The sequence below is a fragment of the Candidatus Berkiella aquae genome (assembly GCF_001431295.2).
Classification (GTDB): domain Bacteria; phylum Pseudomonadota; class Gammaproteobacteria; order Berkiellales; family Berkiellaceae; genus Berkiella; species Berkiella aquae.
In genome coordinates this window covers 1,879,465-1,905,218 of the sequence record NZ_LKAJ02000001.1, presented here as the reverse complement: position 1 = coordinate 1,905,218, position 25,754 = coordinate 1,879,465, and the positions used below count along the sequence as shown (strand labels likewise).

Below are 25,754 nucleotides of genomic sequence, written 5' to 3'. Positions count from 1 at the left end.
TGCTTGTTTTGTTTGTGGCGTGAGAACGTAAGTTGCTAAGGGAACATTGAAGGAAATCATGGAATTAGAGTAAATAAAATTGTTCTCACAGGTTACCCTAGTGAGAACGAATGAGTATTAATTATGGTTATAATTCAATTTTCTCAACTATATGATACAAATTCTTCACCCCAGCACTGGTTCTTGTCTTCTTTGTCGTTCTCCCAGGATCTGAATCAACCAACCATTTAGCCCGTTTTAACGCTTCAATAATCCTAGAACGTTCAAACCCGGCCCCAGCTTCTAATAGAGCAACAGGGTGAAACATGTAAACCCGCTCCTCATTGACCACTTTGTACCAACCGGCACGGTTTTGAATGGTTTTGTCATTACTTAAGGCAATATCAGAATATTGAGGAGAGAAACGTGAGTCACCATGTTTAGCAATAAAGTTACTGATGGCTTCTAAGATTTGCCGGTCTTCTGTTTGGCCTGGTCCAATAAAGGCTTGCCAGCGTTGGAAGGCAGTATGAGTTGCTTTGAAAGCACCCCCATGTTCCCAGGGGAGCAATCCATATTCAATGGCTAATTCGCCAGCAAGGCCAATAATGGAGAAGACGCTTGAAGCTCTTTTTTCAACGTTTGTAGTGGTAGTCGTGCTAAATTTCTGCATGACTAAATCCAACAAAGCTGGAAAGTCACGCTTATCTTCAACAAGCTTTTCAATAAAAGCTGGACCTAAGTGGCCATAGTGTTTCAACCGCGTCGCTTTAAGGTGATCGGCTAAAGCTCGGCCACTCTCGAATCCATGAAGATTACTGAATGCACCATGTTCAAAGGTAACAGGAATGCTAAGTAGCCGTACCAGCTGCCCAGCATTTGGCCGTTTACCAATTTCATTCATGATACTGGTTAGGGTTCTTTCGCCAGTGGATAGTGTCATAATCCGCCAGCGTTGTATTTTACGGGCAAGCCCAATACGGCCAGCACGCTGTTTGCCTTGGCCATTACCCAGCATGTACGCGATTTTGCCGATTTCTAGTGGGGCGGCTTCATCTATTTCGTCTAATATAAGGCAAGTTTCATTGCGCGTTGCAGCAACACCTTCTAAGCCGTTAGCGGTAGCACTCCAAGAGCGGATAAACTCCGAAGACCCCCACACACTGGCCGCCACTTCCACCGCCGTACTTTTCCCACTAGAAGAATCACCCACCCAATGGATACCACCGCCTTGTTGGCGATCGACAAACTTTAATAGGGGGCCAGCAAGCGCCATGCAGACTGAAACCATCAGAGGAATGTTATCAATACAGTATTTAGCTATATGTTCTTGCCATTCACTTAAGCTACCTTTATATTGAAATTCACTTTCGGCTACCGATTCCGATTGAAAAACCACATCAGCATCCCCAATTACTATATTAGGTAACACAAAAGCATTATCGTGCCAGCCGACCCGGTCAACAGCGGTAATTTGCCGAGTGGTTTGCTGCGTCATAATGTAATTAACGATATCGCTACGCCTTTTGGGGTTAAAGGTTACTCCTTGATTGAGTAATTCTCCTCGTAACTCATCGCCATTCCCTTTTAAGAGAAACATCGGCATCGCCCATTCATGCCATTGGCCGTTAGTATCTTGAAACTTCAATAAACGCCCGAAGTTATCATGAGTAGGGGATGATGATATGCCTTCAATGGTTAAAGGAGAGCAAATCCACTCATCGACTTCAATCGATTCGCCATCCTGTTGCTTTTTACCATGCCAATAGACCCCAGGTTTCATTTTCTTGCCATTGAGTTCAAACCAATCTTCATGAGAAAGGTAACTATTACGCTCGATTTTCGGTTTATGAAACCGCAAAGGGGGAACCATAACCGGCATGAGATTGTTCTCATTGTTACCAGTATGAATTGGGTCTTGGGAACACTCACTCCCATTGTAATGACTAGGTTGTTCCCGCTGTTCTCGGTATTCTCTATCGATAATCATTATTCTGCACCTCGCTCGGCTAACCAGCACATCAAATCGTTGTAATCTGTTAATTCTTGAGGAGCACCGTAAGGCCAAGGAGGCGAGGCAAGGATTGCACCACTTGCGTCTGCAGCTTCTTGAGCTTTTGTTAATCCAGGATTATCCGGCGTCAGCCTGTCATCATCAGCACAAATCACAATCCGACAGTAAGGGTAACGAGTTCTAATAGCGGTCGCGACCATTTTGAGATTCCCTGCATCAATTGCCGCAATCACGCAATCATTAGGGTATTTGAGCGCTAAGGAAGCACCGGTTGCAAACCCTTCACAGATAATAAAATCGCCACTATTTAATTGACCGTTCACAATAATAAAACGGCCTTTTTTTATACCATTAGCAAGTAGGCGCTTGTTTGAATCCGGCCTTATAAATTGTAAGCTTTGAATATCTTTATCTAAATTCATAATCGGTAGCACTAAACTCGCTCCCAACTGCCGCGCACAAAAGGCGGGAATGCGCTTTTTAACCAAATAAGGATGACTGGGGGCGGCAGGAACAGCACTAGCCCACAAACGTTTTGCTTTTAATGCAGCTTGTTGTTGCTGAACTGCGCGGATTTTCTGACATTGCTCGCGGGCCTGTGCCAATAATCTCAAGTTCTCGACCCTTTCACTAGGAGACATTTCCTGTTTATCTTTAGCACACCACTTTTCAAGAATATTCTTGCGCCAATCACCGAAACAACCTGCAGGGATGGGGGCGGCATGCAATACATACCACCCCGCTGAGTCTTGTTTCTTATGACTAGTAGAAAACCTATGTAGCTTTCCATCATCAATGATATCGCTTGGGGGCGTAAGGCCTGCTGTTAACATCGAATTCTTGAAAGCTTCAATATGATTCTGCATTAAACATTCTCCACTTCTTGTTGGCTGTTTCTGATTTGTTGTTCCATCCATGCATTCACATCACTTTCAAGCCACGCTATCGCGCGCTCGCCTAACTTTATAGGTTTAGGAAAGCGATTTTCAGCGATACGCATATAGATGGTGCTGCGTGATAATCCTGTGATGTTTTTGATTACGGGTAATCGTAAGAACTTATGCGTCATTTTTAGATCTCCTGAAGTTGTAATGGACTTTACACTTCACATGCTACGAGGAAGAAAAAATGAGTGCAGCTCGATTCGGTTAAAATCTGACCGAACTGGGGGCGTTCGGTTTGCGGGGTAGAGAAATCAAGGGGAGAGAAAGCGGTTAACTTTTGTTGCGTTCGGTTTGGTAAGGTATAGAAGACAAATTATAAAAGTGCTAACTTAAAATTATTAATAACAAAGGTATGCTAAAGAAGAGTTTAATGACAAGACAGTATAAAAAAAATGAAGAAGTAGATTTGTGTAAAATTTTTTTAAGTGCGTATTATTTAGATTTATCAAATCTGAAATTTGAGGAATATGATGATAATAAAAAGGAAAAAATTGATGTCACAGTAAAAGATCAAAGCAACATATTAGAAAAGCAATTTAATTTTCAAGTTAAGATACTCAACTTCCATCCTTGTGAAAAGTCTCAAAAAGATTTTAATTACGAAAAAGGAATGTCTAAGGCCGCTCAAGATGGAAAAAAGCTAATTATGAAAGCTTACGATTTACCTCGTCCCTCATGGAAAAGTGCATTATTGTGTAAATTAAAAAAATATTCAAAAGATTATGATGTGGACATTAAGAGTAACTTAGATTTACTCGTCTTAATAAATGATGCAGCTCTATCTGATTCTAATGAAATTTTAACGAACCTTGATTCCTATGGGTTTCGCTCAATAAATTGTATTTTAACTGGAGGAGTAAAATTTAAGTCTCTAGTGTTGTATGCATCGGATATTTCTCCCAAAATCCTACAAAAATTTGTTAACAAAAGAATTAGTTGCGTGAAAAATACTTATCTTTGAAGCAAAGATGAGTCCTGAAATATTTACTTCAATTTGTTGCTAGGAGCCAGTTGCCGGAGTATTGATTTGAAATATAACTAATTTTAATAGTTAAGTATTGTGCGAGTTATTCAAATTATGCAGTGCATGCATACAGCCATATTAATTGATTTCATAACTAATATTGCTAAAGATAACCGTGTAAGTCCTAGGTTTACATGTTATATGCTTTGTAATTATAACTTGTTCGCTGTTCGCGAACAGCGAACAAAGATTTAATTATTACTTATGTGTATGTAATCTTAAATTTTAACTTATTGATTTTAAATTAATTATTTTAAATTATAGGTTTGTGTTCACTGTTCGCGAACAGCGAACAAACATGATATACTTAATATAAGGTAATTAACTCAAAAACGAGCTGCCAAGATGAAACCCCAAGACTGCTTAATTCTACTTAAATTGCTAGCCAATCCTAAGGTTGTTTGGACGCAACGTGAATTATCAAGTTTGATTTTTATTAGTTTGGCTGAAGTTAACCAAAGCATAAAAAGACTTATTGCCGCGCGCTTAATTAGGAAGGACAATAATTGGCTGGCAGATTCTTTTAAAGTAAAGAATATAGACATAGAACAATACGTTAAATTCGATTCTATTTTGAATGAAATGTGCAGCAAAAATTATATAAATGATTCATTCACAGACAAAGTTAAATTAAAAAATATAATAATAAAAAATATTAATTTACCTAATTTTACCAATACCAATTATGATAATCTGTTTACAAAAAATCAGATTGCTCCAATAAAATCAGCTGCTAAAGAGTTTTTGATTTATGGGTTAAAGTATGTATTTCCTGCTGAACTAGGAGAGTACACGCGAGGAGTGCCTACTGCAATTGGCGCCCCTTTTCTAAGTGAAAAATTTGTGATGGGAGATGACCCAATACCTGTATGGCCTTCGGCAGAAGGGGAAGTAAAAGGAGTTGCTCTAGAACCTATACATCCTTCTGTTACAAAGTCTTTGCAAGCTTACCCAGATGATAATTTTTATAAATTGCTTGTTTTAGTTGATACAATTCGGGTAGGAAGAGCCCGTGAACGCAATATGTCTATTGAGATGTTAGAAGATGTATTAAATGATGAAAACGAATAAATTAGCAAATCTAAAGATGCTTGAATTCGTTGCAATAAAACTAGGCTCAATATGCAATGATGTGGTATTTCTAGGGGGCATAACTACTGCTCTTTTTTTGACTGTTGAAGCTTATCCGGATGTAAGGCCTACAATTGATGTAGACTGTATCGTTGATGTGATTTCTGATGCTAAATATCGTGAATTACAAAAAAAACTGAAAAGACAAGGCTTTAAACAATCGCACCAAGATGATTTTACATGCCGCTGGCGCTATGATGAGGTGATTGTAGATATAATGCCTACTGACGAAAAAATTTTAACATTTGGCAATCGATGGTATAAATCAGCCGTTGAACATGCAGTTAAATGTCAACTTACAGACGAACTCGAAATTAATTTGGTAACAGCTCCATATTTTATAGCTACCAAATTGGAAGCGTTTAAAACACGTGGCAATATGGATTTTATGGGTAGTCATGACTTTGAAGATATTATTACAGTGCTTGATGGTAGGGATGAAATAGTAGCTGAAATTGAGCAAGCAGATCCTGAACTTAAAGATTATTTACGAGAAGAATTTTCTAAAATATCATCTAGAAGTGGTTTTCTTGATTCATTGCCTGGCCATTTAGTTGTACATGGTAGTTTAGCTGATATGCAAACTGCTTTATTGAAACGTAAAATACTGCAACTTATTAAGTTAGTATAAAAAGTAGCTGTTTATGAAATTAGCTTGGTTAACCGATCCTCACCTTAATTTTTTAGATCCCAAGAGGCGATTGCAATTTTATCAAACATTGCCAAACGATATTGATGCTATTGCAATTAGTGGTGATATCGCGGAAGCAAACGTGCTTTCTCTTATTCTGCATGAAATGGGAGATTCTTTTAAAAAACCCATTTATTTTGTACTAGGGAACCATGACTATTATCGTGGCCAAATTGTTGAAGTTCGTGAATTAGTGGGTTTATTAACTAATAATCATCCATTACTGTTTTGGCTGAATGCGTGTGATCCCATTACTTTGGATAATGAGGTGTTATTAGTGGGAGTAGATGGTTGGGCTGATGGACGATATGGTGATTATGTCAATAGTTATGCAGTCATAAATGATAGCCGAATGATTACTGAGTTATTTCAGCAAAAGATTCTGGGCAGATTCCAGTTGCTTGAGAAAATGCAGCAATTAGCTGATGAAGATGCCCATGGTTTATATGAGAAATTATGTGTGGCTGCAAAACAAAATCCTAGAAAGATTATAGTCATCACCCATGTTCCTCCATTTAAAGAAGCAGCAAGGCATGAAGGTAAAGTAAGTTCTGATGATTATTTGCCGTTCTTCAGCTCAAAAGTTACAGGTGAAGTTTTAACTCGTTTTGCGATAGAGAATCCAGCTATCGATATTTTGACGCTTTGTGGTCATACGCATGATGGTTGTACCTATCAAGCTTTAGATAATTTGACGGTGAGAGTAGGAAAGGCTGAGTATAATCAGCCTTATGTGCAAGGAACTATTGATAGTGAAACACTAGTCTTTATGCCTAAATAATCTCTATCGAGTTTTTATTGGTATGCACTCGATAAATTTATGATTTCCACCATTCGTGCTTTCTACGATAATCCAAGCATCTCCTATTAAGGGATCCTTAGGAGTATTTATATATTCTTTAGCTTCTTCTACTGTATCAAAAGAACGTATTGGCCCGGGGATGGAAGGCGGTGGAGAAAATCTTATTTGATACAATCCAAATTGTTTATTTATCATTAATGATATTCCTTAGTATCATATGGTTAATTTAACATAGACTATTGATTAAAATATAATTGTTGTTAATTTGATCAGTGCAAAAATTCCAACCTTTAAGTAAAACTACATTTTCATTTATAATCTAAATTTACATGTTCTTAGTTATGAAAGTGTTTATGAACAGATTAACTTTGGAAGAATTATTAACCGAAAGCGAATCGGAATATCTTGATTTTAAACGGCAATATCATCAAAATACTGCAAAACTAATTCACGATATACTTTGCCTTGCGAACTCACATTCCAAAAAAAATAAATATATAGTCTTTGGTATTGATGATTATAAAAATGTGGTTGGAATTGAAAATGATGCAAATCGCAAGAAGCTTTCTCAAATATCTGATTTAATCAAAAATTCAAATTTTAATCACAATCCGAACATTGATTTGTATACAGAGAAAAAAGATAACCATGAAGTGGATATTCTTGTTATTGCTGATGTATCTGATAAACCTTATTTCCTTATTAAGCAGAAGAAAGAGGGGCATGCCATTATAAATGCCGGAACAGTATATACAAGAAATGCAGATAGAAATGTTTCATCTTTAGAAACGGCTACCGATTCTGAAATTGAAAGAATGTATAAAGAAAGATTTGGCTTAGATAAAACTGTGAATGAAAGAATGCATGAATATTTACAAAATCCAGAAAAATGGAGCAAAGGACACCTTCATAGCGGTGCCGAGTGTATTTATTACACCCAATTTCCTGAATTTACTTTTGCGATTTCAAATTTTGATGGTGATCATGAACAGTTTGATGAGTCTTGGGCCACAAAGAACCCTGATTCCAAGGCTTATAAAACCAGATATTTTTTAATGTACCATTTAACTGTGCTAAAAAATTTATTTGTTATAAGTTGTGATGGAGGTAGATATTTAACTGTAATGCCTGAGCCATACAGAAGAGAGGGATCAAAAGTAAATAGCTATTATTACATAAATAATAGTTTGGCACATCTGGCCAATAATTTGTTACAACATCATGAATTAGATTTACCTACCAAGTTGAGATATGGTTCCTTTGCAATTTTTGATAGTGCCGATGTCGCTCGAGTAGAATTCGACCAAGATTATAATTTAACAAAAACTAAGTATACACATCATTTTTTTGATGAAGATAAATCTAAGTTTGATGTGATTAAAAATAACAATTTGCTGTAAATTAAATTTAAGTTGTTTATTATGGAGAAAGAATAATGAATAAAGAAGAAATGATTGAAAATATCTCTAAATATATTCAAGGTAATACAGCTTGGAGTTTATTTTCTGAATTAAGTGGCCATACAAGAAGTATGGTATTAGAAGGTTTTTTTGAGCATCATTCTTCATTAGGAGGAGATAGAATTGACGAATGGGTAAGAACAAGAATTGGTAGAGAACTTAATAAAGACGAAGAACTAAAATTAGCTGAAATAATCACAGCTTGGCGTGAATGGGCATATTGTTTATCTCAGGGGAAAAAATCGGGAAAGCTAACATTAAAATGATTTTTAACCGGGTCCCCCCTCCACATCATTTCTGCGGGCCGCAGAAGCGCAAAATCGCTCTAGTAACTGGAATTCCTAAATTGGTCTTCTTTCTTACTCAAGTCTCAATTGCGCTGCAAAAATTAGAATACAAGTGGAAGTTGGTATAAAGTCATATACAACAAGTTGTTTTACAATCCTATCAAGTCTTAATTGATTCATTAAGATTTTTTATCTCTCGAGGCCTGACATAAGGATATCGCCCTTTAGCCTCTTTCAAGTATTTACGTATGGTATCTTCATCGATAGCAAGTCCAATACTTGAAAGCTCAGCTTTGATACTACCTGGCTTGTTACCCGTTGCAAGATTTTTATTATCGTGAGGATTAAAACCAAATGATGTAACAGCCATTCCCAAAATTAATTTGAGCATATAATTTCTTTCTGTTTCGTTTAATTTTAGTTGTGGTGAATTAACTTGATTTAGAATTTTTTCGGTCTGAATTTTATAGGCCCAAAGGTCAGTAAAATTTGCTAATTGGGTATTAGTGTCTGGGAAAAAGATATTTCGTGTTTGATCTTCATCCAAAGGTAGCTTAAACGAGACTTCTGCTTTTTTTGGATGCATAGAACGAATTAATTGAACATGTTGTTTTTCTAATTTTACAAATTGATCAAAATAAGTTGATTGAATATAAAGTTCAATTTTATTCATGAGCGCTGCTATATAAATTCTAAGCACCGCTTCATCATTATCTTTATATTCATATAATGAGATTAAACCTTCTAATTCCATGAATTTGTACCCGTGTGACTAAGTTAACCCATCCAAATAATCCGCCCAAGCCAGCATCATTTCACGACGTTCGCTCAGGTATTCAGCACGGTTATAAACTGCTCTAACCTTGTTTCGTTCAGTATGCGCAAGTTGACGTTCAATCACGTCAGCGCGCCAGCCTTGTTCATTTAAAATGGTGGAAGCGGTTGCTCTAAACCCATGCATGGTGGCTCGGGTGTGATAACCCATGCGATATAACGCATAAATCATGGTGTTTTGACTTATGGGTTTAGAAGGAGAGGCTTGGCTTGGAAAGACCAAGCGACTTCTACCGCTTATTTGATGAACGTGGCGTAATAATTCAACAGCTTGAGGGGCAAGGGGCACCAAATGGTCGCTGCGCATTTTCATGCGAGCTGCTGGAATACGCCAGATTGGTTCTTTAGCATCTAGATCGAACTCTTTCCATTCCGCTGCTCTTAATTCAGTGGTGCGCACAAAGGTGAGGACAATTAAGTTAATTGCCACCTTGGTTAGTCTATGCCCTTGGTATAACTTCAATGTTCTTAAAAACTCTGGTAATTCTTGAGCAGATAATGCTGCTTGCGGTGTAGAAACAGGGTGGGTTAATGCACCCCGTAAATCAGCTGCAGGGTTGCGGTCACAACGGCCAGTGACAATACCATAACGAAAAACCGCACCACAACTTTGTAAAACTTTAATACAAGTTTCATGAAGGCCTTTAGCTTCAATTTTACGCATGGTACGTAACAGCTCGGGCGCATTAATTTCAACGATAGAGCGATGCCCCAAATCGGGGAAAATATATCTTTTAAAAGCATTCAAGATCTTGGTGGTATGCTTGGGTGTCCAACGGTTCTTCTGGCGCTCTAACCATTCCATCGCCACGGTTTCAAACTGGTTGGTCGCTTCAATATAAGCAGTTATCTTAGCTTGCTTTCTTTCATTAACGGGATCTAAATTTTGTTTTAATTTTTTCCTAGCATCGTCTCTAAGTTCACGAGCTTCTGCCAAAGACACTTCCGGATATACCCCCAGAGCCATCGCTTTCTCTTTATTGGCAAAGCGATATTTCATACGCCAATAGCGTGCCCCATTAGGTTTCAATAGCAAATAAAGTCCTTTACTATCAAACAGTTTCATCTGCTTGTCAGTTGGCTTTGTTTTTCTAATTACTATATCGGTCAAAGGCATTTTGGGGGTACTTTTTTGGGGTCCAATCTCAGATACCCCACCTTATACCCCCAAATAGGGGTGGAACTCAAGAGCGCTTAAAAAATGTGCTTGGATGTTAAACCAGGTTAATATATTGAATTTACTATATTTTTTTAATCTCTATTGTTACCTAGTGATACTTGTTGGACAAGTAACTGGTGCCCCGGGCAGGAATCGAACCTGCGACCTGCCCCTTAGGAGGGGGCCGCGCTATCCACTGTGCCACCGGGGCCAAGAAAGGGATGCTAGAATAATACTTCGTAAGCGATTGTTATAAAACAAGAAAGTAGGGTTAGCATACCTAATAGCTTTAGTACTGGAATACCAAAGGGTTGATAAGGTTTTAAATCTGCTAAAGTTACAGGGCGCTCGTTTGACATGAGTTTTATCCCAAAGAACAACTAGAATAGGTAGGCGATTTTACCATGTGGCATGTAGGCTGTCATGTGACCTAAAAAGCTAGTTGGCTTATGCATTGTTGGAAGAGGGTAGATGGATTTCTATATTGGTGGATACTTTATTGTCCAAGGGAGCACACCTTCACATTTAGCCAATCCCTCGATGCGTTTAGACGAGGCAATGTTACCTCTGCGTATATGGAGTTTAAGCAACTGTATTTGTCATATTCATCCTATCGTTGAATGTTTGAGCTGGGTGAATGATAACGACAAACCGAATAAACTCGAGCGATATCAAAAAGCACTAAAACTCACGTCTTCTGAATTGAAGCAATTTATGACTGAATGTGATGATTTGTTTAAGCAAAATAAATTGGGCTGGCAAGAAATGTTTTTTGAGCCGGAACCTGCAATGACATTTGCTAAAAAATACCTCTCTTGGGTTCCTGATATTAAAATTTTGCAAATTGCCACCACGGCAGAATATCGAGATATCATTTTAGAAAGTGAAAATCCAAGTAACCAAGCTGTTGGTTTAACGGGCGTTTACGAATGCTTACAAGCGGGAAAAATAAGTAATCATCTTGATCATTTTAGAGGTTTTGAAATATTGGGATTTGAAACAGGCGTATTCCATTCATTTTATTGCGATAATTTCCATGTTGAAATTAGCAAATCACTCAATATTCAATTGAATCAGTATGGCTTAATTTCGGATTTAACGGATGCCATCAAAGCTAATGATTATATCGATGATCCTGAACATGGTGCAGAGTCTGCTTATTGGCTCCCATGGGCAATCACTGAAATAACCACAAGATAAATTTACACTGGCTAAAAAATTTCATTTTACGCAAGACTTTTAGGCTATCTTTTATGTGAAGCTTATGGAAACAAAGACCTCCATGAGCAAGATATACAGACTGCATAAATTGAACTGTCTTTCATTAATAAATAGGAGTATGCACCATGGGTCACGATCCAAAGAAAGAGCAAGAAGAACGTCAACGTCGTGAAAGAGAACAACAACAACGTCAAGCAGGACAACCACAACGTCCAGGCCAAACAGGACAACCAGGCCATAATAAAGATATGGGTAGAAAGGATAACCCAAGCAAACCACAAAGATAATTTTTATTATCGAGTGGTACGAAAGACATCCATTTAATCATATTAAATGGATGTCTTTTTGTTTATAAGCGTTCACATTGCTATGTTCACTTTGTGGGTGTAGCTGGAGGCTGAGGCTTGCTTGTCTTGCGCTTGCCCGCCATAGCCGTGGCGACGGCGGGTAGCTTAATTGCAGCATGGAAAGCAGTGAGTAAGTCGTCATCTGAAACAGTCCGTCTTCGTCTGTCATTGCTTGCAATGACGACTACGCCGAGGGTAAGCCGTCATCTGAAACAGTCCGTCTTCGTCTGTCATTGCTTGCAATGACGACTACGCCGAGGGTAAGCCGTCATCTGAAACAGTCCGTCTTCGTCTGTCATTGCTTGCAATGACGACTACGCCGAGGGTAAGCCGTCATCTGAAACAGTCCGTCTCCGTCTGTCATTGCTTGCAATGACGACTACGCCGAGGGTAAGCCGTCATCTGAAACAGTCCGTCTCCGTCTGTCATTGCTTGCAATGACGACTACGCCGGGACGTAAGTCGCTGTAACGTTCGCTTCGCGAACTAACAGCGACTAACGCCCAAAAAATTCATGGGTTTTTTGAATGCCGGTAAAAATACCAAGGCCAACAAATGGAACAATAAATCCAACGGTTAAGCCAACGGTGCTACCAATAAAAAATCCACCCACAATATTAATGCCAATATCCTGATAAAAGATAAGGCCGAGAGTTGCACCGGTGACAGTACTCATTAAGCCGCCGACGGCTGCTGCATCTGCAAATTTATCGCCGCCATTTACCAGTAAACATTCATCAAGATTGAGTTCTTTCATTGGTTTGTTGCCTGTCATTACTACTCTGATTCGAACGACACTATAACCTTAACAATCGGTGTATATCAATTGAAAGAACCGAGCTAGCCCAGTCTAATATTTTGAATTTTAACGATATTTGAATCTGGAGAACTAAATAATAGTAGCCACCACTCTAAATATAAATAATGAGCAAGGTGAATTCTAATGGCAAAAAATGCGACAACGACGGGCGTTGAAGTCATTACTTGGGGAAGTGGGACATCTCAGGGGAATGGCATGTTGCACTTTGTGGACGGGGTTTTGTTTGGTGGTAATACAGGTCATGCTGCCATTAAATTAACGATTCCCGCTGATGAAGAAGGCAAACGCCTCGTTGAAGCCTATTGCGAAGGCCCACCAACAATCCCTTTTGAACTAAAAAAGAAGAAAACGGTTAGCGCAGAAGATGGCGACAAATCCGTTTATAAGGAATCTGTTTATGAGGTTTATTTTAGTTGGTGGCCAGGTGAGAAAACAGAAGAGGGCGTTGAAACGAAATTAAATGTACATGAAATCGATCGTCGAAGCGAGGCTTTAGGCGTTAACGTTCAGCATTCTGAAAAATGGAAAGGGGAAGATATAGAACTAAGGAGTGTAAAAGGTAGTATTGGCAGTAGAATTATCAGCATGGGGGTTGATCGCGTCGTTCATCTTACCCAGGTAAGTGATAAGGAAATGGAGCATGTTTTGCTCAATGAAAAAAAAGCAAAATTACTTAATGATGATGAATCACTTAACCTCTTATATATGAAAGTAGCAATGCTTGATGAAAAGGTAAGCAATCAACCCAACATGAATGTTAATGTAAGTCCAACGATTAATTTGCTTATCAATCGTTTTGCCAGCGAATGGAAAAATAATTTAAACCCTGAGGATGTTGTCTATAAAAAAGACGGCGTAACCATAGAAAGTCTTAGTCCTAATGCAATCGAAAGCCTAATGTCTCATACGAGAGATAAATTAAATCAATTATATGTCGACATACGTGAACTTGAATATCAAATTGATGAAGAGCTTATCGAACGATTAAAAGAAGAAGGCCGAATGACAATTAATTTAGGAGCAAATCCTGATAATGTCGTTCATCTTCCTATTGCAAGTGCTGATAACCCTCATGATCCCAAAAGGCTCAATCCTGAAAAAATGTTACAACAAATGCGCAAAATTGTGGATGATGGCGGTTTTGATATGATGCATAACAACTGCTCGGGAACAGTCGATTCGGTTTTAGCTGCAGGGTGTAATAGTAAAAAATTGCAAGAAAATTTTAAACAAGGCGCTTATGGCGTTTTTAAAAATCCGCAAGAAGCCTACTTGCATGCCAAAGAATGTCAACAAGAAATGATGCGAGCAAAACCAAAAGGGATGTTAGAAAAAGTGGGAGATGCAATCAGTAAAAATAATCCGCTTAAATTGGCGAGAAATCAATTAATTAAAGCCATGACAAGTGGAAAGCCAGTTGCAATGGGGTTGGGTGGTTTAGGACTGGTTGCTCTTGCGGTCGTATCCGCGCCTATTTTTTTAATATCAAAAGCAGCTAATCCTGCGCAAACGATAAAAGATGTCGATCGTTTTAGGAATTATGCAGAAAAACGACCTTCACCTTTTATGAAAGCATTATCTGTTATCGCATCAGGACCTACTCATCTCTTGCTGGGTGTGCCAGCGATGATACAAAATGGTGTTAATAATGTTTTGAAAAGTCAAGACTTAAAAGCCAGCCAAACGAAAGCGAAAACCCTTCAAGGTGTAGAAAATGAAATGGAACTTGAAAACATCAGGAACATGAAACCAGAGCAACAAGAGAAAGCGATTGAGGCCAAAATAATCGGTTATATTCACAACGAAGTATTACAATCACAAATCAATGAAAACACCATACCCATTTCAGAAAAAGATCCTAAAGTTGCTATCGCAAAATTTCATGAAGCATTAAATGCACACCCTAATGCGATACCGACCTTAGATGATAAAACACTTGCAAAAGTGGCCAATTTTGTCAGCAAGAATAAGGATTCTGATTTAGTAAAACAATTTAATCGTGATCGCTTAACGACCGCTTTGCACCTCAAAACAATTGAGGCTACTATTTTAAGCAGAGATCTTACTGGAGAGAATGAAGAAAATATTGCAGCTAAAAGTGAGGCTTTATTTAAAGCCTTAGGAGTTGAGCAAAATGGACGCGGTTATGAATATTTAGAAAAATGGAAAGAAAAACTTTTATCCATCGAAACAAAAGCAGAGGAAGCACGTCTTGCTTCAGGCCCACCCAAGTTACCTCCGAAAACCGCAAGCTCGGGTTATAACGCATCGCTGCCACCCCAATTACCCCCGAAAACGGCAAGCTCAGGTTATAACGCATCAGTGCCACCGCAATTACCTCCAAAAACCGCAAGCTCGGGTTATAACGCATCGGTGCCACCGCAATTACCGCCAAAAACTGCAAGCTCGGGTTATAACGCATCGGTGCCACCGCAATTACCCCCGAAAACGGCAAGCTCGGGTTATAAAGCATCAGTGCCGCCGCAACTGCCCCCTAAAACCGCAAGCTCGGGTTATAACGCATCAACCGAGACACCACCACAAGTTAGACGAGGCTCATTCGTGCCTGGTTATCAAAGTTTACAGAATAGACATGAAGAAGTTAAAAAGAATGATAATGAGATAACGAACGAAGCAGAAGTAAAGCCTATTAATCCAAGAAACTCAACTAAAATGTAGTCAATGGTTTACTTCAGATTAGGATTCATCATCTTCGCCAGCACCTTAAGACGCGTATTATCTAATTGCTCAAATTGGCAACCCAGAATCAACTGACCATTCTCAAAATCATGACGGTAATGTTTTAACGAAAAGGCAAAACTTAAGGTGGGCTCTTGTTGAAAAATGAGACGGCTGTCATGATTTTCTAACAGGGTATGAACGACATTACGTAAATGTTTGGGAATGCAGATGGAAACCCCTAACATCGATACATCTTTGATAAAGGCTTTAAAGCGGGGAAGAGGCGCAATAAAGAGATCAATCTTATTATTGTGGTTTATAGGAAGGCGAGGGCAATCACGGCGTTTACTATGGGCAATCGCCTTAGGATAAGTAACACGATAGCAGGAATGGCCATTGAAAGATTGCACTGAATGAACCTGTCCTTCAAACACAACAAAATCTTCACCACATTGTGCTTTAATGACAAAAGACTCACCCTGTAAGGCGAGGTTATGCCCTTCATCATGATTGATCTCATCCATCAGAATAAACCGGTGTGCTGGATCAACATAAAGCACGGTGCTTAAAAAAGGTGTTTTGAAACGATAAAATTGAATATTAACAGCACATTCGTGTTTAAATAAGGTTGCCAGCACCGTATCAAGGAAAAGCGCTTCTTTTTCGTCACGTTCTTTTGCTAAGCGATGGTTTAAACGTCGCTTAAAAAAGTTTAACCATTTCATGCCTTATGTTCTCGAGTTGAAATAGGGCCATTTTGATTATTCTGCTGTGGATTTGAATAAGTCGTCGATTCTTGTGGTCTTTGGGTCATAATGCGTAGAATGACATCATTCAAATTCTTTATAGTGGTAATCAGCATGCCATTCAGTAGATTTTTCTGGTCGCATTGTTCTAAAGCTATTTTGATATCATTCCATAAGTTATGAATGATTTTTTGCTTATGCGGCGGATAAAGATCGATAATCGCCTTAATGTTTTTCTCTTCAAAAGATTGGCTATTTAAGCATTCTTTCAATTCATTCATGCTCATTTGTACTTCATTCATATGTGTTTGCTTTTGATAAACTGCAGCTTCTAAGGCGGGCATATCTTGCTTGTTGAGCAACAGTTTTTCTTCATCTAAAAACTGTTGAAAGCTTGCAAGTTTTGCTTGTAACGTGAGCAATACACATTCAAAATTATTTAAAAAACTGGAATTGAGCTCTATCATGCTGTGCCCTTATTTTTTACCAAATAAATCATTTTCAAATGAAAGCATTTTTTCAGCTAAACGCATGGAAGAATCATTAACGATGTCTGCATTGGCATTTAAAATACCATAGGTTCTGTCGCTGATTTGCTGTTTGAGCGCATTCACTTTTTGCTCGTTTACTAGTGGAACTTCTTTGATCTTCTGTTGAAATTTTTGCAATTGCAGTGAAAGCTCTGTCGAAGGCGCATCCTTTAACTCAACTTCAGGCTGTGCATTTTGCGCAGGTACGGCTTTCTCTGTTGTAGTCGCTTTCTTTGTTTTAGTATTGGCATAAAGCTCTAAGTTTAAACTATTCATTTCAATCCACATTTTTAACTCCTTTTAAAAACAAACTGATTCTAAATACTGACTTCGCCGCTGCCTTTAACTTTGGCATCGATGATTTTATTAGAGCGGGCATTTTTCACTTTAATCGTGTCACCCACTGCGCCATCCATTTGTGCCACGCCTGCCGCTTCGAGATTAAATCCTGGATAAGAGACCACCATTTTAACGGTTTCCCCACGGTGAATAATCAGCGGCTGTCTTACCATATGACGCTTAATCACCGAGCCAGGCTGAATGGATTTAACCGAAGATAAACCAATCAGTTCTTCTTCTGCTTGAAAGTAACCATCACCCAGTTGCGCAATATCTTGTTTGAGCACCTGTACATCGCGAGGGGTTAAGATTTGATCGCGAGAGATAGGTTGGGAAGCAACCACAACGTGTTGAAAAATTTGCAGTTTAACCGGAACACGTAAGGCCCATTTAACAGGCGCTTCACAGCTCACTTTAATTGTTAAGTGTTTTTGTTTAATGTTGCCAAATTCGGTTATGGTCTGAAGAGGGGCCTCGCAAGCTTGAAGTCGTAAACGGCTATCAAGTGGTGTAATGGCGGTTTTAACGTCATTGAAAGCGCTTGGGGCATTGGCAAGCTCTTGCGTAATATGCTCCTCAACGGCTTTATAGATAGCATCCGATTGCTGTAGTGTCTGGGCGAAGGCTTGGGGAGCCAGTAGCCAGCTAATCAATACGCTAATCCCTAATTTCTTCATGACCGCATCCTTGCAATATGCATGAAATCATGACGTCAAATGGTTGACGCCTTATAAAGCCTTTGTATCTGATTTGCATAAACTATGCCATCTTCAAAAGCGGAAAGCTTGCGGCAAAAGCGGAAAAGATTTGCCGACGGTGCATGGCAATGCAGATGGTTAAAAATTGTTAAGCAATTGAATTTAAACATAATGCTGACTTGGCATTGTTGTTGCAATCATATTGTGTAGTTAAGTAACAAAATATGATGGCATATGAATATTGATAATCTTTTTGGCATACATGAAAACGCGTTGAACCTACGAATCAAACGCGCTGAAGTCTTGGCAAGTAACTTAGCCAATGCGGATACCCCAGGCTATAAAGCCAAAGACATGGATTTCAATGATGTCTTAAAAGATATATCGAGCAATCAAAGCAAGGGCATGATGACAACCAATCCAGCCCATATCGCCAACAGTACTTACAACGCAGATGTGCCATTAATGTATCGCGAGCCCTTACAAACCTCGCTAGATGGAAATACCGTTGATACCCAAATTGAAAGTGCCAAATTAGCAGAAAACAATATGCGCCTATTAGCAAGTTTACGCATTATGGATATGAAAATTAAAAGCTTTACAACCGCATTGAGAGGCGAGTAATCCATGTCGACATTTAATATTTTTGATGTGGCCGGAATGGGAATGAGTGTTCAAAGCTTACGCTTAAATACCATTGCCAGTAACTTAGCCAATGCCGAAAGTGTGGCGGGCTCCCCAGAAGATGCTTATCGCTCAAGACATCCCGTATTCTCAACCGTACAAATGCAAGCCATGAATGATGCGATAGAAGATGCAGCATCCGTTGGGATTGAAGTGACCGATATTATGCAAAGTGATAAAGATGTACAAAAAAAATACGATCCCAACAATCCTAAAGCTGATAGTAACGGGTATGTTTATTTATCAAACGTCAATGTGGCCGATCAAATGGCAGATATGATTTCAGCATCAAGAACCTTTCAAACCAATGCCGAAATGATGCGTTCGGCAAAAGAATTGATGCAAAACATTATTAATATTGGAAAGTAATTTAGGTGAACAGTATGAGTGATATGGGTGGTATACAAGGCATTAATCTCAGCGATATTGGGCTTAACTCCCCATTAAAAGCCGAGAAAGATAAATCAGAAAAAAATGAATTTTTGCAGCTATTTGTCACTCAGCTGCGAAATCAAAATCCATTAGAACCCAGAGATGGTGCAGAATATTTAGGACAACTAGCGCAATTTAGCACCTTAGAAGGGATCCGTAATATGGAAAGCGCCTTCAATAAAATTGCGAATTCGCTCAATTCCAATCAAGCATTACAAGCCTCATCCTTAGTTGGCAAAAATGTAGATGTGAAAACCGAGAATGGACTTTATTTGCAAGGTAACAATGTTAGGGGCAGCATCGAAATACCGCCTTATGCAACTAATGTGCAAATGGACATTGTTAACGAGCAAGGCCAAGTCGTTAAAACCGTGAAAGTGAACCATGTTGAAAAGGGTGAAATGGCATTTACCTGGGATGGTTTAGATGACAGCGGTAATGCACAACCTTCAGGCGTGTATCGTTTTGTTGCAAAAGCTTCGATTCATGGTCAAGAACAACGTATTGATACTTATTTATCAGCGAATGTCGATAGTGTCACCATTAACAAAAATGGACAACCTGTGACTTTAAATGTGTCAGGCTATGGAAAAATTTCCATGGACGATATTCGTACGATTAGCTAAACGATGAAAATGAAAGGATAGAGCAATGGATTTTAACTCGGCACTTAGTGGTTTGAAAGCAACATCCAGCGAGCTTAGCGTGATTAGTAATAACATTGCTAACGTGAGTACCAATGGTTTTAAAAGTTCACGTACCGAATTTGCAGATATTTATGCTAACTCCAATGGTGGGGGTGGTAAAACAGCGATTGGTTCTGGTGTATTGCTTTCAGCGGTAACACAGCAATTTGGCCAAGGACAAATCAGTTTCACGGATAACAACCTTGACCTAGCTATTTCGGGTAAAGGTTTTTTTATTATGAGTAATAATGGCAGTATCGCGTATTCACGTGCCGGTTCTTTTGGTGTTGATAAAAATGGTTATATTGTTAATAACACCGACCAGCGCTTACGAGGATTTTTAGCCGATAATTTAGGTAACATTACTGGGGCACAAACCGATTTACAAATTAGTACGGCAACTTTAGCGCCTAAACCTTCTAGCGCCGTCAATGTCAATGTTAACCTTGATGCAACCTCAGAGCCACCAACCGCTCCCTTTGTCGCTGGGTTTACGCCAGTACTACCACCCGATCCATCTACCTATAATTCCTCTACCTCTACAACTATTTATGATAGCTTGGGTAACTCACATATCATGACCAGCTATTTTGTTAAAGCCCATGCGGAAAACACCTGGCGTGTTTATGTGGGGATTGATGGCTCAGACGTGACACCGGTTCCCAACACACCACCCGTTGGGGTACCACCCATGCCTTACCCAACAGGCGAACTCGCACAACCTTATACCTTAGTATTTAATACTTCAGGTGGTTATATCGTTAATAATCCAGCAACACCTGCGACTTACTATGGCCCAGGTCCTGTCACCAGTACCACATCAGGTCTTGTCAACTCAGGTTCATTACAACCCTTGAACCTCAACGATTTAACCTTAAATAGTGTTGCGATTACCGCAAGTTCTAGTACTTCCGATGGTTCATCAACCACCGATAATGGTGCAAGCTCTATTGCCTTGGCAGCAGCAATTAACCAAAATACCGCATCTCATGGTGTGACCGCATCGGTGAATCCTAATGTCTTAGACTTAGGGATTGCTACTTTCGGTAACTTGGCGGCGGGTGATTTTAGCATTAATGGCGTGCCAATCATTGGGGTGAATGCCAATGAAACCGACTTGTTAAATTTAATTAATGCGCAAACCGCAACAACCGGTGTGGTGGGAACGCAACCTGGCGGTGCGGGTACAAGCATCATTTTGACAGCCAATGACTCAAGAAATATTCAATTGATTACCGATGGTACGCAAGCAACCGGTGCAAACTTTGCGAATTTCAATTTGAATGGGGGCGTTGCTTTAAATCAAGCGCAACGTGGCACCATTAATTTAGTCACAAACAGCAATCAAGGGATTATTGTGGGTGGACCTAACCCAGGTCATGCCGGTTTAGTATCGGGTCCACAATCGGGTATTGTGCAAACCAGCTCCGATCCCATTGATATCTCAAATTGGACCCCCGCAGGTGGTGCATTTGGTCCACAACAAGTGAGCCTCAATTTCAATAACTCAACCCAATACGGCGCGCCATTCTCGGTATTAGCGTTGAGTCAAAATGGCTATTCAACCGGTTTGCTTGCTGGGGTGAATGTGGATTCCTCTGGGGTACTCTTTGCCAAATATAATAATGGTCAGTCATTGGCTTTAGGGCAGGTGGCATTAGCCAATTTTGGTAATGTGCAAGGATTAAGTCCACAAGGTAATACCAGTTGGGTAGAAACCTTTTCTTCTGGCTCTGCCTTAATTGGTGCACCAGGAACGGCTGAATTAGGAACGATTCAATCGGGTGCCTTAGAAAGCTCGAATGTCGAATTGACCGATGAATTGGTAGAATTGATTGTGGCACAACGTAACTTCCAAGCGAATGCACAATCAATTAAAACAGCCGATGCCGTCACCCAAACGATTATTAATTTAAGATAAGCTAGGAATTAAACCATGGATGGAATGATTTATGTGGCAACGTCAAGCAGCGCAAATGTGCTACAAGCGCAGGCGATTAATGCCAATAATTTAGCCAACGCCAATACACCCGGGTTTAAAGCCGATCATCCTCAGTTTGTTAGCGCTTACAATCAAGCGGTCGGTACCTTACCATCGCGTATTTATTCGTCTATTAATGGCACTCGAACGGATTTTACCTCAGGTGAATTAATCCCAACCGGGCGCAATTTTGATATTGCTATCAATGGTGATGGCTGGTTAGCGGTCAGCTCTCTTGATGGCAGTGAAGCTTATATCCGTACCAATAGCATGCAAATCACCGAAGAAGGGTTATTAGTTACCGCTAATCAATTGCCTTTATTAGGAACGGGTGGCCCCATTACTTTGCCACCCGGACAAAAAATAGAAATTGGCACCGATGGTACGATTTCAGCAATGCCCTTAGATGGCTCCAGTAATACCGCGGCAATCATTGATAGGTTGAAACTGGTAAAGCCTGATGTCAATGACTTAGTTAAATCTACCGATGGTTTGGTTCGCACCAAAGGCAGTAAACCATTAGAAGCAGATAGTACCGTTAAGATTGCTTCAGGTTATTTAGAAGCAAGTAATGTCAATGTGATTGAATCGATGATAACCATGATTACGCTATCACGGCAATTTGAGATGCAGTTAAAAATGCTCAATATTGCCAAAGAAAATTCACAATCAACAGATAGAACGATAGCGTTAAGTTAATTTTGAGGGAGAATAACCATGCATCCAGCACTCTGGGTTAGTGTCACGGGGTTAGACGCACAAGATACCAATGTGCGAGTTATTTCAAATAACTTAGCTAACGTGAGCACGACAGGCTATAAAAAGAGTCGAGCGGTATTTGAAGATCTGTTTTACCAAAATGTAAGACAACCTGGTGCTCAAGCCACCGAACAAAATGAAATCCCATCGGGTTTGATGTTGGGGGCGGGTGTTAGAACGCTTGCGACACAAAAAATTCAAACGCAAGGTAATTTAATACAAACCCAAAACCCATTAGATCTGGCGATTAATGGTCAAGGTTATTTCCAAATTTTACGACCCGATAATTCCACGGCTTATACCCGTGACGGTTCCTTTCAACTTTCAAGCACCGGGCAAATTGTGACAGCAAATGGCTATCCGCTACAGCCTGCGCTGACCATTCCGAACAATGCACTCAGCATCACGGTGGGTAATGATGGTACCGTTTCGGTACTGGTTGAAGGTAACGCCATTCCTAGCCAAATTGGTACCATTCAATTGGCAGACTTTATCAATCCAACGGGGTTACAACCCATTGGTGAAAATCAATTTGTTGAGACAGGTTCAAGTGGTTCACCCACAACCGGCAATCCAGGTCAAAACGATTTGGGTTTACTCTATCAAGGTTCATTAGAAAGCTCTAACGTTAATGTGGTTGAAGAATTAGTGCGTTTAATTGAAGTACAACGTGCTTATGAAATGAACGCAAAAGCGGTCGAAACGGTCGATGGCATGTTGCAATATTTATCACAAACCATGTAAGTAGCATTTTTATGAAAATGAAAACAAAATTGATTAGCCTTATTGTTCCAGCGCTTACCCTCTTATTAGGGGCATGTACTAATTTGGTTGAGTTCCCGAATGATCCAAACTATGCGCCGATTATTCCTGAACGCTTCCCTGTTCAAACGCCTGATATGGGGTCGATTTACTATTTGCAACAAGGTACATCGTTATCTTTATATGAAGATATCAAAGCACATCATGTCGGTGATTTGATTACGGTATTCCTGACCGAAAAAACAGATGCGACCAAAAAAGCAGAAAACACATATAAAAAGAACGATCAAAACACCACGCCTGAGCCCAATTTGTTCGGTACGCAAGCCGAATGGAAGTTTCCTAAAGAGCTGCCCATTCCTTTGCAAACCACGGCTAATTTAGGGTTGGCGACCAATATTAACTCGCAACGCTCATTTACTGGTACCTCTGATGGTAAACAGAATAATAAATTAACAGGTACTATTTCGGTTATGGTGACGCAAATTTATCCCAACGGGAATTTATATGTCAGAGGCGAAAAGTGGGTTAAAATTAATGATGGGAATGAGTATATTCGGCTCTCAGGCATTATTCGCCCAGAAGATGTGAATCCGAATAATACCATCGATTCGAATCGTATAGCCGATGCACGAATATCTTATAGTGGCACAGGCACTTTTGCGAATCAAAATAAACAGGGTTGGTTAACACGATTCTTATCAAGCCCTTACTGGCCAATTTAAAGGATTGCCATGAGAATAAAATGGATTGGATTCTTAGGTTTATTGTTAATCAATTTGGCACATGCTGAACGGATTAAAGATCTGACTGTTATTCAAGGGGTTCGTAGTAACCAGTTAATCGGTTACGGTCTGGTTGTGGGTTTAAATGGGACGGGCGATTCAGAAGAATTTACCAAGCAGTCATTTAAAAACATGTTAAATAAATTAGGGGTGACCATTCCTGATAATATTAACCCGGGCATTAAAAACGTGGCAGCGGTGGCACTGCATGCAGAGCTGCCTGCCTTCACCAAACCGGGGCAAAAAATTGATGTCACCGTTTCATCACTGGGTAATGCAAAAAGCTTACGAGGCGGTACCTTACTCTTAGCGCCTTTAAAAGGGGCAGATGGTAACGTTTATGCGGTGGCACAAGGGAGCTTAGTCGTTGGTGGCTTGTCTGCTGAAGGTGAAGACGGCTCTAAAATCACCGTCAATGTTCCCTCCATTGGTCGTATTCCCAATGGTGCGATTGTGGAAAGAGGCGTACCAAGCCCCTTTACCCAAAGCGATGTACTCATTTTTAACCTGCATTATGCCGATTTTACCACTGCCAAAAGGTTAACCGAGGTCATTAACGAATATATAGGTCCTGGAACCGCGACTCCTTTAGATGGCTCTTCCATTAAAGTGCATGTTCCTTGCGATCTGACGGAAAAAGTCACTTTTATTTCAGCACTTGAAAATTTAGAGCTGGTTCCTGGCGAAATGCGAGCACGAATCGTGGTTAATTCACGTACGGGTACCATTGTGATAGGTAAACATGTGACGGTGGGTCCTGCCGCCATTGCCCATGGCAACTTGGTTGTGACTGTTAGTGAAACTCAACAGGTTTCTCAGCCACAACCTTTATCATTAGGCTTAACCGCAGAGACAGTTAAGTCTGAAATATCGGTTAATCAACCCAATTCAAGAATGTTCTTATTCGATAGCAAAGTATCATTGGAATCAATCGTGAATGCGGTGAATAGAGTGGGCACAGCACCTGGCGATCTGGTTGCGATATTAGAAGCACTGAAACAAGCAGGTGCTTTGCAAGCCGATTTAGAGATTATTTAGAGGTAGCATGGAAACAAAATACGTTAATACCTTTAATTACTATGACTTTTCAGCACTGAAACAGCTCAAAAGTGAGGCAGACAGTGAAAATGAAGCTTCATTAAAAGTTATCGCGAGCCAGTTAGAATCCGTGTTTTTACAATTAGTCATGAAAAACATGCAAGATGCGAATGAATCTTTTAAATCCGATATGTTTTCGCGTGATAAAGAAGATTTTTATCAAGATATGCTAAATCAGCAAATGGCATTATCACTCTCAAAAGCCGGTGGTATCGGTTTGGCAGACATGATTGTGCAACAACTAAAAGGTGCAGGTAAAACGCTACCACAGCAAACCGGCATGCTGCCTTTAGTTGCCCAATCGAATAAAATGAAAAAAGAAGAGCAATTCGAAGTGCCTTTCGCTATTCAAGCGCAAGTTGAAACAAACACTGAACCAAATGCACAGCCAACGTCCAAAGTGAATGAGTTTGTTGAAGCTTTATTGCCTATTGCAAAGCAAGTTGCTGGCATGATTGGGATTGATCCCAAACTGTTAATTGCCCAATCTGCTTTAGAAACGGGCTGGGGCAAACATATGATTCATGATGAAAATCAGGTTAATGCTAACAACTTGTTTGGCGTGAAAGCATTTTCATCACGTGATGAACAAGTGACAGCACAAACCACGGAATACGTTGATAATCAGCCGATTCGTCAGCAAGCCGCTTTCAAATCCTATAGTTCGATGATGGATAGTTTATTAGATTACGTCAAACTACTCCAAACCAAACGTTATGAAAAAGCGCTCGCAAATGTTGAAGATCCAAAAGCCTTTTTGACAGAGCTACAAAATGCAGGTTACGCAACCGATCCGCAGTATGCCAATAAAGTATTAGCGATTTACGAAAATCATCCTTATTTAAATGAAGTATAAAGTG

Annotated in this window: 30 protein-coding genes, 1 tRNA gene and 1 pseudogene; 19 read left to right on the top strand and 13 right to left on the bottom strand. The window is 39.7% G+C overall.

The annotated features are described in order from the left end of the window. Positions 1-127 precede the first annotated feature (127 nt). Genes HT99x_RS08485 through HT99x_RS08475 form a run of 3 tightly spaced genes read right to left on the bottom strand, consistent with a single transcriptional unit; the run spans position 128 to position 3,062 of the window. Complete coding sequence (locus HT99x_RS08485; RefSeq protein ID WP_075065919.1) at positions 128-1,969, bottom strand: DUF927 domain-containing protein; 1,842 nt, start codon at positions 1,967-1,969, stop codon at positions 128-130. Then, positions 1,969-2,859, bottom strand: a complete 891-nt coding sequence (locus HT99x_RS08480; protein ID WP_075065918.1) for a toprim domain-containing protein — start codon at positions 2,857-2,859, stop codon at positions 1,969-1,971. Before HT99x_RS08480 ends, HT99x_RS08485 begins: the two co-directional genes overlap by 1 nt. Next, on the bottom strand, positions 2,859-3,062 hold the full coding sequence (locus HT99x_RS08475) for an AlpA family phage regulatory protein (protein WP_075065917.1): 204 nt from the start codon (positions 3,060-3,062) through the stop codon (positions 2,859-2,861). Before HT99x_RS08475 ends, HT99x_RS08480 begins: the two co-directional genes overlap by 1 nt. A 245-nt stretch (positions 3,063-3,307) precedes the next feature. Between HT99x_RS08475 and HT99x_RS08470 the strand changes: the two genes are divergently transcribed. From HT99x_RS08470 to HT99x_RS08455, 4 genes are all read left to right on the top strand, one after another. Further along, on the top strand, positions 3,308-3,898 hold the full coding sequence (locus tag HT99x_RS08470) for a DUF1780 domain-containing protein (protein ID WP_075065916.1): 591 nt from the start codon (positions 3,308-3,310) through the stop codon (positions 3,896-3,898). A 408-nt stretch (positions 3,899-4,306) separates the two neighbouring features. Beyond that, positions 4,307-5,032 carry a helix-turn-helix domain-containing protein gene (locus tag HT99x_RS08465; protein WP_075065915.1) on the top strand — a complete coding sequence of 242 codons (726 nt, stop codon included), beginning with the start codon at positions 4,307-4,309 and terminating at the stop codon, positions 5,030-5,032. After that, positions 5,016-5,723, top strand: coding sequence for a hypothetical protein (locus HT99x_RS08460; protein ID WP_075065914.1), 708 nt, complete (start codon positions 5,016-5,018; stop codon positions 5,721-5,723). The genes HT99x_RS08465 and HT99x_RS08460 overlap by 17 nt, the downstream gene beginning before the upstream one ends. Before the next feature lie 13 nt (positions 5,724-5,736). Next, on the top strand, positions 5,737-6,564 hold the full coding sequence (locus HT99x_RS08455) for a metallophosphoesterase (RefSeq protein WP_075065913.1): 828 nt from the start codon (positions 5,737-5,739) through the stop codon (positions 6,562-6,564). A gap of 3 nt (positions 6,565-6,567) precedes the next feature. Here the strand turns inward: HT99x_RS08455 and HT99x_RS08450 are convergent, their stop codons facing one another. After that, positions 6,568-6,780, bottom strand: a complete 213-nt coding sequence (locus tag HT99x_RS08450) for a hypothetical protein (protein ID WP_075065912.1) — start codon at positions 6,778-6,780, stop codon at positions 6,568-6,570. 158 nt (positions 6,781-6,938) lie between these two features. Between HT99x_RS08450 and HT99x_RS08445 the strand changes: the two genes are divergently transcribed. Both HT99x_RS08445 and HT99x_RS08440 read left to right on the top strand, forming a co-directional pair. Continuing rightward, entirely contained in the window at positions 6,939-7,985 is a 1,047-nt protein-coding gene (locus HT99x_RS08445; protein ID WP_075065911.1) for an RNA-binding domain-containing protein, read from the top strand. A 35-nt stretch (positions 7,986-8,020) separates the two neighbouring features. Next, positions 8,021-8,311, top strand: coding sequence for a hypothetical protein (locus HT99x_RS08440; protein ID WP_075065910.1), 291 nt, complete (start codon positions 8,021-8,023; stop codon positions 8,309-8,311). 181 nt (positions 8,312-8,492) lie between these two features. Here HT99x_RS08440 and HT99x_RS08435 read toward each other — a convergent pair whose 3' ends face one another. From HT99x_RS08435 to HT99x_RS08420, 4 genes are all read right to left on the bottom strand, one after another. After that, on the bottom strand, positions 8,493-9,086 hold the full coding sequence (locus tag HT99x_RS08435; RefSeq protein ID WP_075065909.1) for a hypothetical protein: 594 nt from the start codon (positions 9,084-9,086) through the stop codon (positions 8,493-8,495). An 18-nt stretch (positions 9,087-9,104) separates the two neighbouring features. After that, positions 9,105-10,283 carry a phage integrase central domain-containing protein gene (locus tag HT99x_RS08430; RefSeq protein ID WP_075065908.1) on the bottom strand — a complete coding sequence of 393 codons (1,179 nt, stop codon included), beginning with the start codon at positions 10,281-10,283 and terminating at the stop codon, positions 9,105-9,107. A gap of 177 nt (positions 10,284-10,460) precedes the next feature. Continuing rightward, a tRNA-Arg gene (locus HT99x_RS08425) sits at positions 10,461-10,536 on the bottom strand. A 13-nt stretch (positions 10,537-10,549) separates the two neighbouring features. Further along, positions 10,550-10,684 carry a hypothetical protein gene (locus HT99x_RS08420; RefSeq protein WP_259566073.1) on the bottom strand — a complete coding sequence of 45 codons (135 nt, stop codon included), beginning with the start codon at positions 10,682-10,684 and terminating at the stop codon, positions 10,550-10,552. 112 nt (positions 10,685-10,796) lie between these two features. Here HT99x_RS08420 and HT99x_RS08415 point away from each other — a divergent pair, with 112 nt between their 5' ends. Both HT99x_RS08415 and HT99x_RS08410 read left to right on the top strand, forming a co-directional pair. Beyond that, positions 10,797-11,525 carry a hypothetical protein gene (locus HT99x_RS08415; RefSeq protein ID WP_075065907.1) on the top strand — a complete coding sequence of 243 codons (729 nt, stop codon included), beginning with the start codon at positions 10,797-10,799 and terminating at the stop codon, positions 11,523-11,525. 146 nt (positions 11,526-11,671) lie between these two features. After that, positions 11,672-11,833, top strand: coding sequence for a hypothetical protein (locus HT99x_RS08410; protein WP_158003368.1), 162 nt, complete (start codon positions 11,672-11,674; stop codon positions 11,831-11,833). Between the two features lie 555 nt (positions 11,834-12,388). Here HT99x_RS08410 and HT99x_RS08405 read toward each other — a convergent pair. Then, positions 12,389-12,649 (bottom strand): hypothetical protein, encoded by a 261-nt coding sequence (locus HT99x_RS08405; protein ID WP_075065906.1) that lies wholly within the window; start codon positions 12,647-12,649, stop codon positions 12,389-12,391. Between the two features lie 186 nt (positions 12,650-12,835). Between HT99x_RS08405 and HT99x_RS08400 the strand changes: the two genes are divergently transcribed. After that, on the top strand, positions 12,836-15,391 hold the full coding sequence (locus tag HT99x_RS08400) for a hypothetical protein (protein ID WP_075065905.1): 2,556 nt from the start codon (positions 12,836-12,838) through the stop codon (positions 15,389-15,391). Positions 15,392-15,399: 8 nt separating this feature from the next. On the opposite strand, the gene HT99x_RS08395 is transcribed toward HT99x_RS08400, so the two are convergent. From HT99x_RS08395 to flgA, 4 genes are read right to left on the bottom strand one after another with little or no spacing between them, the layout of a single operon-like run. Beyond that, positions 15,400-16,119, bottom strand: a complete 720-nt coding sequence (locus HT99x_RS08395) for a flagellar regulator YcgR PilZN domain-containing protein (RefSeq protein WP_075065904.1) — start codon at positions 16,117-16,119, stop codon at positions 15,400-15,402. Further along, on the bottom strand, positions 16,116-16,607 hold the full coding sequence (locus HT99x_RS08390) for a flagellar export chaperone FlgN (protein WP_075065903.1): 492 nt from the start codon (positions 16,605-16,607) through the stop codon (positions 16,116-16,118). The genes HT99x_RS08395 and HT99x_RS08390 overlap by 4 nt, the downstream gene beginning before the upstream one ends. Positions 16,608-16,616: 9 nt before the next feature. Then, positions 16,617-16,958, bottom strand: a complete 342-nt coding sequence (locus HT99x_RS08385) for a flagellar biosynthesis anti-sigma factor FlgM (RefSeq protein ID WP_075065902.1) — start codon at positions 16,956-16,958, stop codon at positions 16,617-16,619. 29 nt (positions 16,959-16,987) lie between these two features. Next, positions 16,988-17,686, bottom strand: a complete 699-nt coding sequence (gene flgA / locus HT99x_RS08380; RefSeq protein ID WP_075065901.1) for a flagellar basal body P-ring formation chaperone FlgA — start codon at positions 17,684-17,686, stop codon at positions 16,988-16,990. A 255-nt stretch (positions 17,687-17,941) separates the two neighbouring features. On the opposite strand from flgA, the gene flgB reads away from it, so the two are divergent. From flgB to flgJ, 10 genes and pseudogenes are all read left to right on the top strand, one after another. Next, entirely contained in the window at positions 17,942-18,331 is a 390-nt protein-coding gene (gene flgB / locus HT99x_RS08375; RefSeq protein WP_075065900.1) for a flagellar basal body rod protein FlgB, read from the top strand. Between the two features lie 3 nt (positions 18,332-18,334). After that, positions 18,335-18,760, top strand: a complete 426-nt coding sequence (flgC, locus tag HT99x_RS08370) for a flagellar basal body rod protein FlgC (RefSeq protein ID WP_075065899.1) — start codon at positions 18,335-18,337, stop codon at positions 18,758-18,760. Positions 18,761-18,774: 14 nt separating this feature from the next. Then, the gene (locus HT99x_RS08365; protein WP_075065898.1) at positions 18,775-19,449 is read left to right on the top strand and encodes a flagellar hook capping FlgD N-terminal domain-containing protein; all 675 of its coding nucleotides are present in this window, start codon (positions 18,775-18,777) and stop codon (positions 19,447-19,449) included. 25 nt (positions 19,450-19,474) lie between these two features. Then, positions 19,475-20,449, top strand: a pseudogene (locus tag HT99x_RS16050) (flagellar hook protein FlgE); the annotation flags it as partial. 54 nt (positions 20,450-20,503) lie between these two features. Next, on the top strand, positions 20,504-21,430 hold the full coding sequence (locus tag HT99x_RS16045) for a flagellar hook-basal body complex protein (protein WP_445971443.1): 927 nt from the start codon (positions 20,504-20,506) through the stop codon (positions 21,428-21,430). Positions 21,431-21,445: 15 nt separating this feature from the next. Continuing rightward, complete coding sequence (locus tag HT99x_RS08355) at positions 21,446-22,189, top strand: flagellar basal body rod protein FlgF (RefSeq protein ID WP_075065896.1); 744 nt, start codon at positions 21,446-21,448, stop codon at positions 22,187-22,189. An 18-nt stretch (positions 22,190-22,207) separates the two neighbouring features. Then, positions 22,208-22,993, top strand: coding sequence for a flagellar basal-body rod protein FlgG (flgG, locus tag HT99x_RS08350; protein ID WP_075065895.1), 786 nt, complete (start codon positions 22,208-22,210; stop codon positions 22,991-22,993). Positions 22,994-23,004: 11 nt separating this feature from the next. Then, on the top strand, positions 23,005-23,736 hold the full coding sequence (locus HT99x_RS08345) for a flagellar basal body L-ring protein FlgH (RefSeq protein WP_075065894.1): 732 nt from the start codon (positions 23,005-23,007) through the stop codon (positions 23,734-23,736). Between the two features lie 9 nt (positions 23,737-23,745). Then, on the top strand, positions 23,746-24,834 hold the full coding sequence (locus HT99x_RS08340; protein ID WP_075065893.1) for a flagellar basal body P-ring protein FlgI: 1,089 nt from the start codon (positions 23,746-23,748) through the stop codon (positions 24,832-24,834). Between the two features lie 7 nt (positions 24,835-24,841). Further along, positions 24,842-25,750 carry a flagellar assembly peptidoglycan hydrolase FlgJ gene (gene flgJ / locus HT99x_RS08335; RefSeq protein WP_075065892.1) on the top strand — a complete coding sequence of 303 codons (909 nt, stop codon included), beginning with the start codon at positions 24,842-24,844 and terminating at the stop codon, positions 25,748-25,750. Positions 25,751-25,754 lie beyond the last annotated feature (4 nt).

Bases quoted from the DNA above. Each gene is read 5' to 3' on its own strand.
- HT99x_RS08485 (WP_075065919.1), bottom strand. From the start codon at position 1,969: ATGATTATCGATAGAGAATACCGAGAACAGCGGGAACAACCTAGTCAT.
- HT99x_RS08480 (WP_075065918.1), bottom strand. From the start codon at position 2,859: ATGCAGAATCATATTGAAGCTTTCAAGAATTCGATGTTAACAGCAGGC.
- HT99x_RS08475 (WP_075065917.1), bottom strand. From the start codon at position 3,062: ATGACGCATAAGTTCTTACGATTACCCGTAATCAAAAACATCACAGGA.
- HT99x_RS08470 (WP_075065916.1), top strand. From the start codon at position 3,308: ATGACAAGACAGTATAAAAAAAATGAAGAAGTAGATTTGTGTAAAATT.
- HT99x_RS08465 (WP_075065915.1), top strand. From the start codon at position 4,307: ATGAAACCCCAAGACTGCTTAATTCTACTTAAATTGCTAGCCAATCCT.
- HT99x_RS08460 (WP_075065914.1), top strand. From the start codon at position 5,016: ATGATGAAAACGAATAAATTAGCAAATCTAAAGATGCTTGAATTCGTT.
- HT99x_RS08455 (WP_075065913.1), top strand. From the start codon at position 5,737: ATGAAATTAGCTTGGTTAACCGATCCTCACCTTAATTTTTTAGATCCC.
- HT99x_RS08450 (WP_075065912.1), bottom strand. From the start codon at position 6,780: ATGATAAATAAACAATTTGGATTGTATCAAATAAGATTTTCTCCACCG.
- HT99x_RS08445 (WP_075065911.1), top strand. From the start codon at position 6,939: ATGAACAGATTAACTTTGGAAGAATTATTAACCGAAAGCGAATCGGAA.
- HT99x_RS08440 (WP_075065910.1), top strand. From the start codon at position 8,021: ATGAATAAAGAAGAAATGATTGAAAATATCTCTAAATATATTCAAGGT.
- HT99x_RS08435 (WP_075065909.1), bottom strand. From the start codon at position 9,086: ATGGAATTAGAAGGTTTAATCTCATTATATGAATATAAAGATAATGAT.
- HT99x_RS08430 (WP_075065908.1), bottom strand. From the start codon at position 10,283: ATGCCTTTGACCGATATAGTAATTAGAAAAACAAAGCCAACTGACAAG.
- HT99x_RS08420 (WP_259566073.1), bottom strand. From the start codon at position 10,684: ATGTCAAACGAGCGCCCTGTAACTTTAGCAGATTTAAAACCTTATCAA.
- HT99x_RS08415 (WP_075065907.1), top strand. From the start codon at position 10,797: ATGGATTTCTATATTGGTGGATACTTTATTGTCCAAGGGAGCACACCT.
- HT99x_RS08410 (WP_158003368.1), top strand. From the start codon at position 11,672: ATGGGTCACGATCCAAAGAAAGAGCAAGAAGAACGTCAACGTCGTGAA.
- HT99x_RS08405 (WP_075065906.1), bottom strand. From the start codon at position 12,649: ATGAAAGAACTCAATCTTGATGAATGTTTACTGGTAAATGGCGGCGAT.
- HT99x_RS08400 (WP_075065905.1), top strand. From the start codon at position 12,836: ATGGCAAAAAATGCGACAACGACGGGCGTTGAAGTCATTACTTGGGGA.
- HT99x_RS08395 (WP_075065904.1), bottom strand. From the start codon at position 16,119: ATGAAATGGTTAAACTTTTTTAAGCGACGTTTAAACCATCGCTTAGCA.
- HT99x_RS08390 (WP_075065903.1), bottom strand. From the start codon at position 16,607: ATGATAGAGCTCAATTCCAGTTTTTTAAATAATTTTGAATGTGTATTG.
- HT99x_RS08385 (WP_075065902.1), bottom strand. From the start codon at position 16,958: ATGTGGATTGAAATGAATAGTTTAAACTTAGAGCTTTATGCCAATACT.
- flgA (WP_075065901.1), bottom strand. From the start codon at position 17,686: ATGAAGAAATTAGGGATTAGCGTATTGATTAGCTGGCTACTGGCTCCC.
- flgB (WP_075065900.1), top strand. From the start codon at position 17,942: ATGAATATTGATAATCTTTTTGGCATACATGAAAACGCGTTGAACCTA.
- flgC (WP_075065899.1), top strand. From the start codon at position 18,335: ATGTCGACATTTAATATTTTTGATGTGGCCGGAATGGGAATGAGTGTT.
- HT99x_RS08365 (WP_075065898.1), top strand. From the start codon at position 18,775: ATGAGTGATATGGGTGGTATACAAGGCATTAATCTCAGCGATATTGGG.
- HT99x_RS08355 (WP_075065896.1), top strand. From the start codon at position 21,446: ATGGATGGAATGATTTATGTGGCAACGTCAAGCAGCGCAAATGTGCTA.
- flgG (WP_075065895.1), top strand. From the start codon at position 22,208: ATGCATCCAGCACTCTGGGTTAGTGTCACGGGGTTAGACGCACAAGAT.
- HT99x_RS08345 (WP_075065894.1), top strand. From the start codon at position 23,005: ATGAAAATGAAAACAAAATTGATTAGCCTTATTGTTCCAGCGCTTACC.
- HT99x_RS08340 (WP_075065893.1), top strand. From the start codon at position 23,746: ATGAGAATAAAATGGATTGGATTCTTAGGTTTATTGTTAATCAATTTG.
- flgJ (WP_075065892.1), top strand. From the start codon at position 24,842: ATGGAAACAAAATACGTTAATACCTTTAATTACTATGACTTTTCAGCA.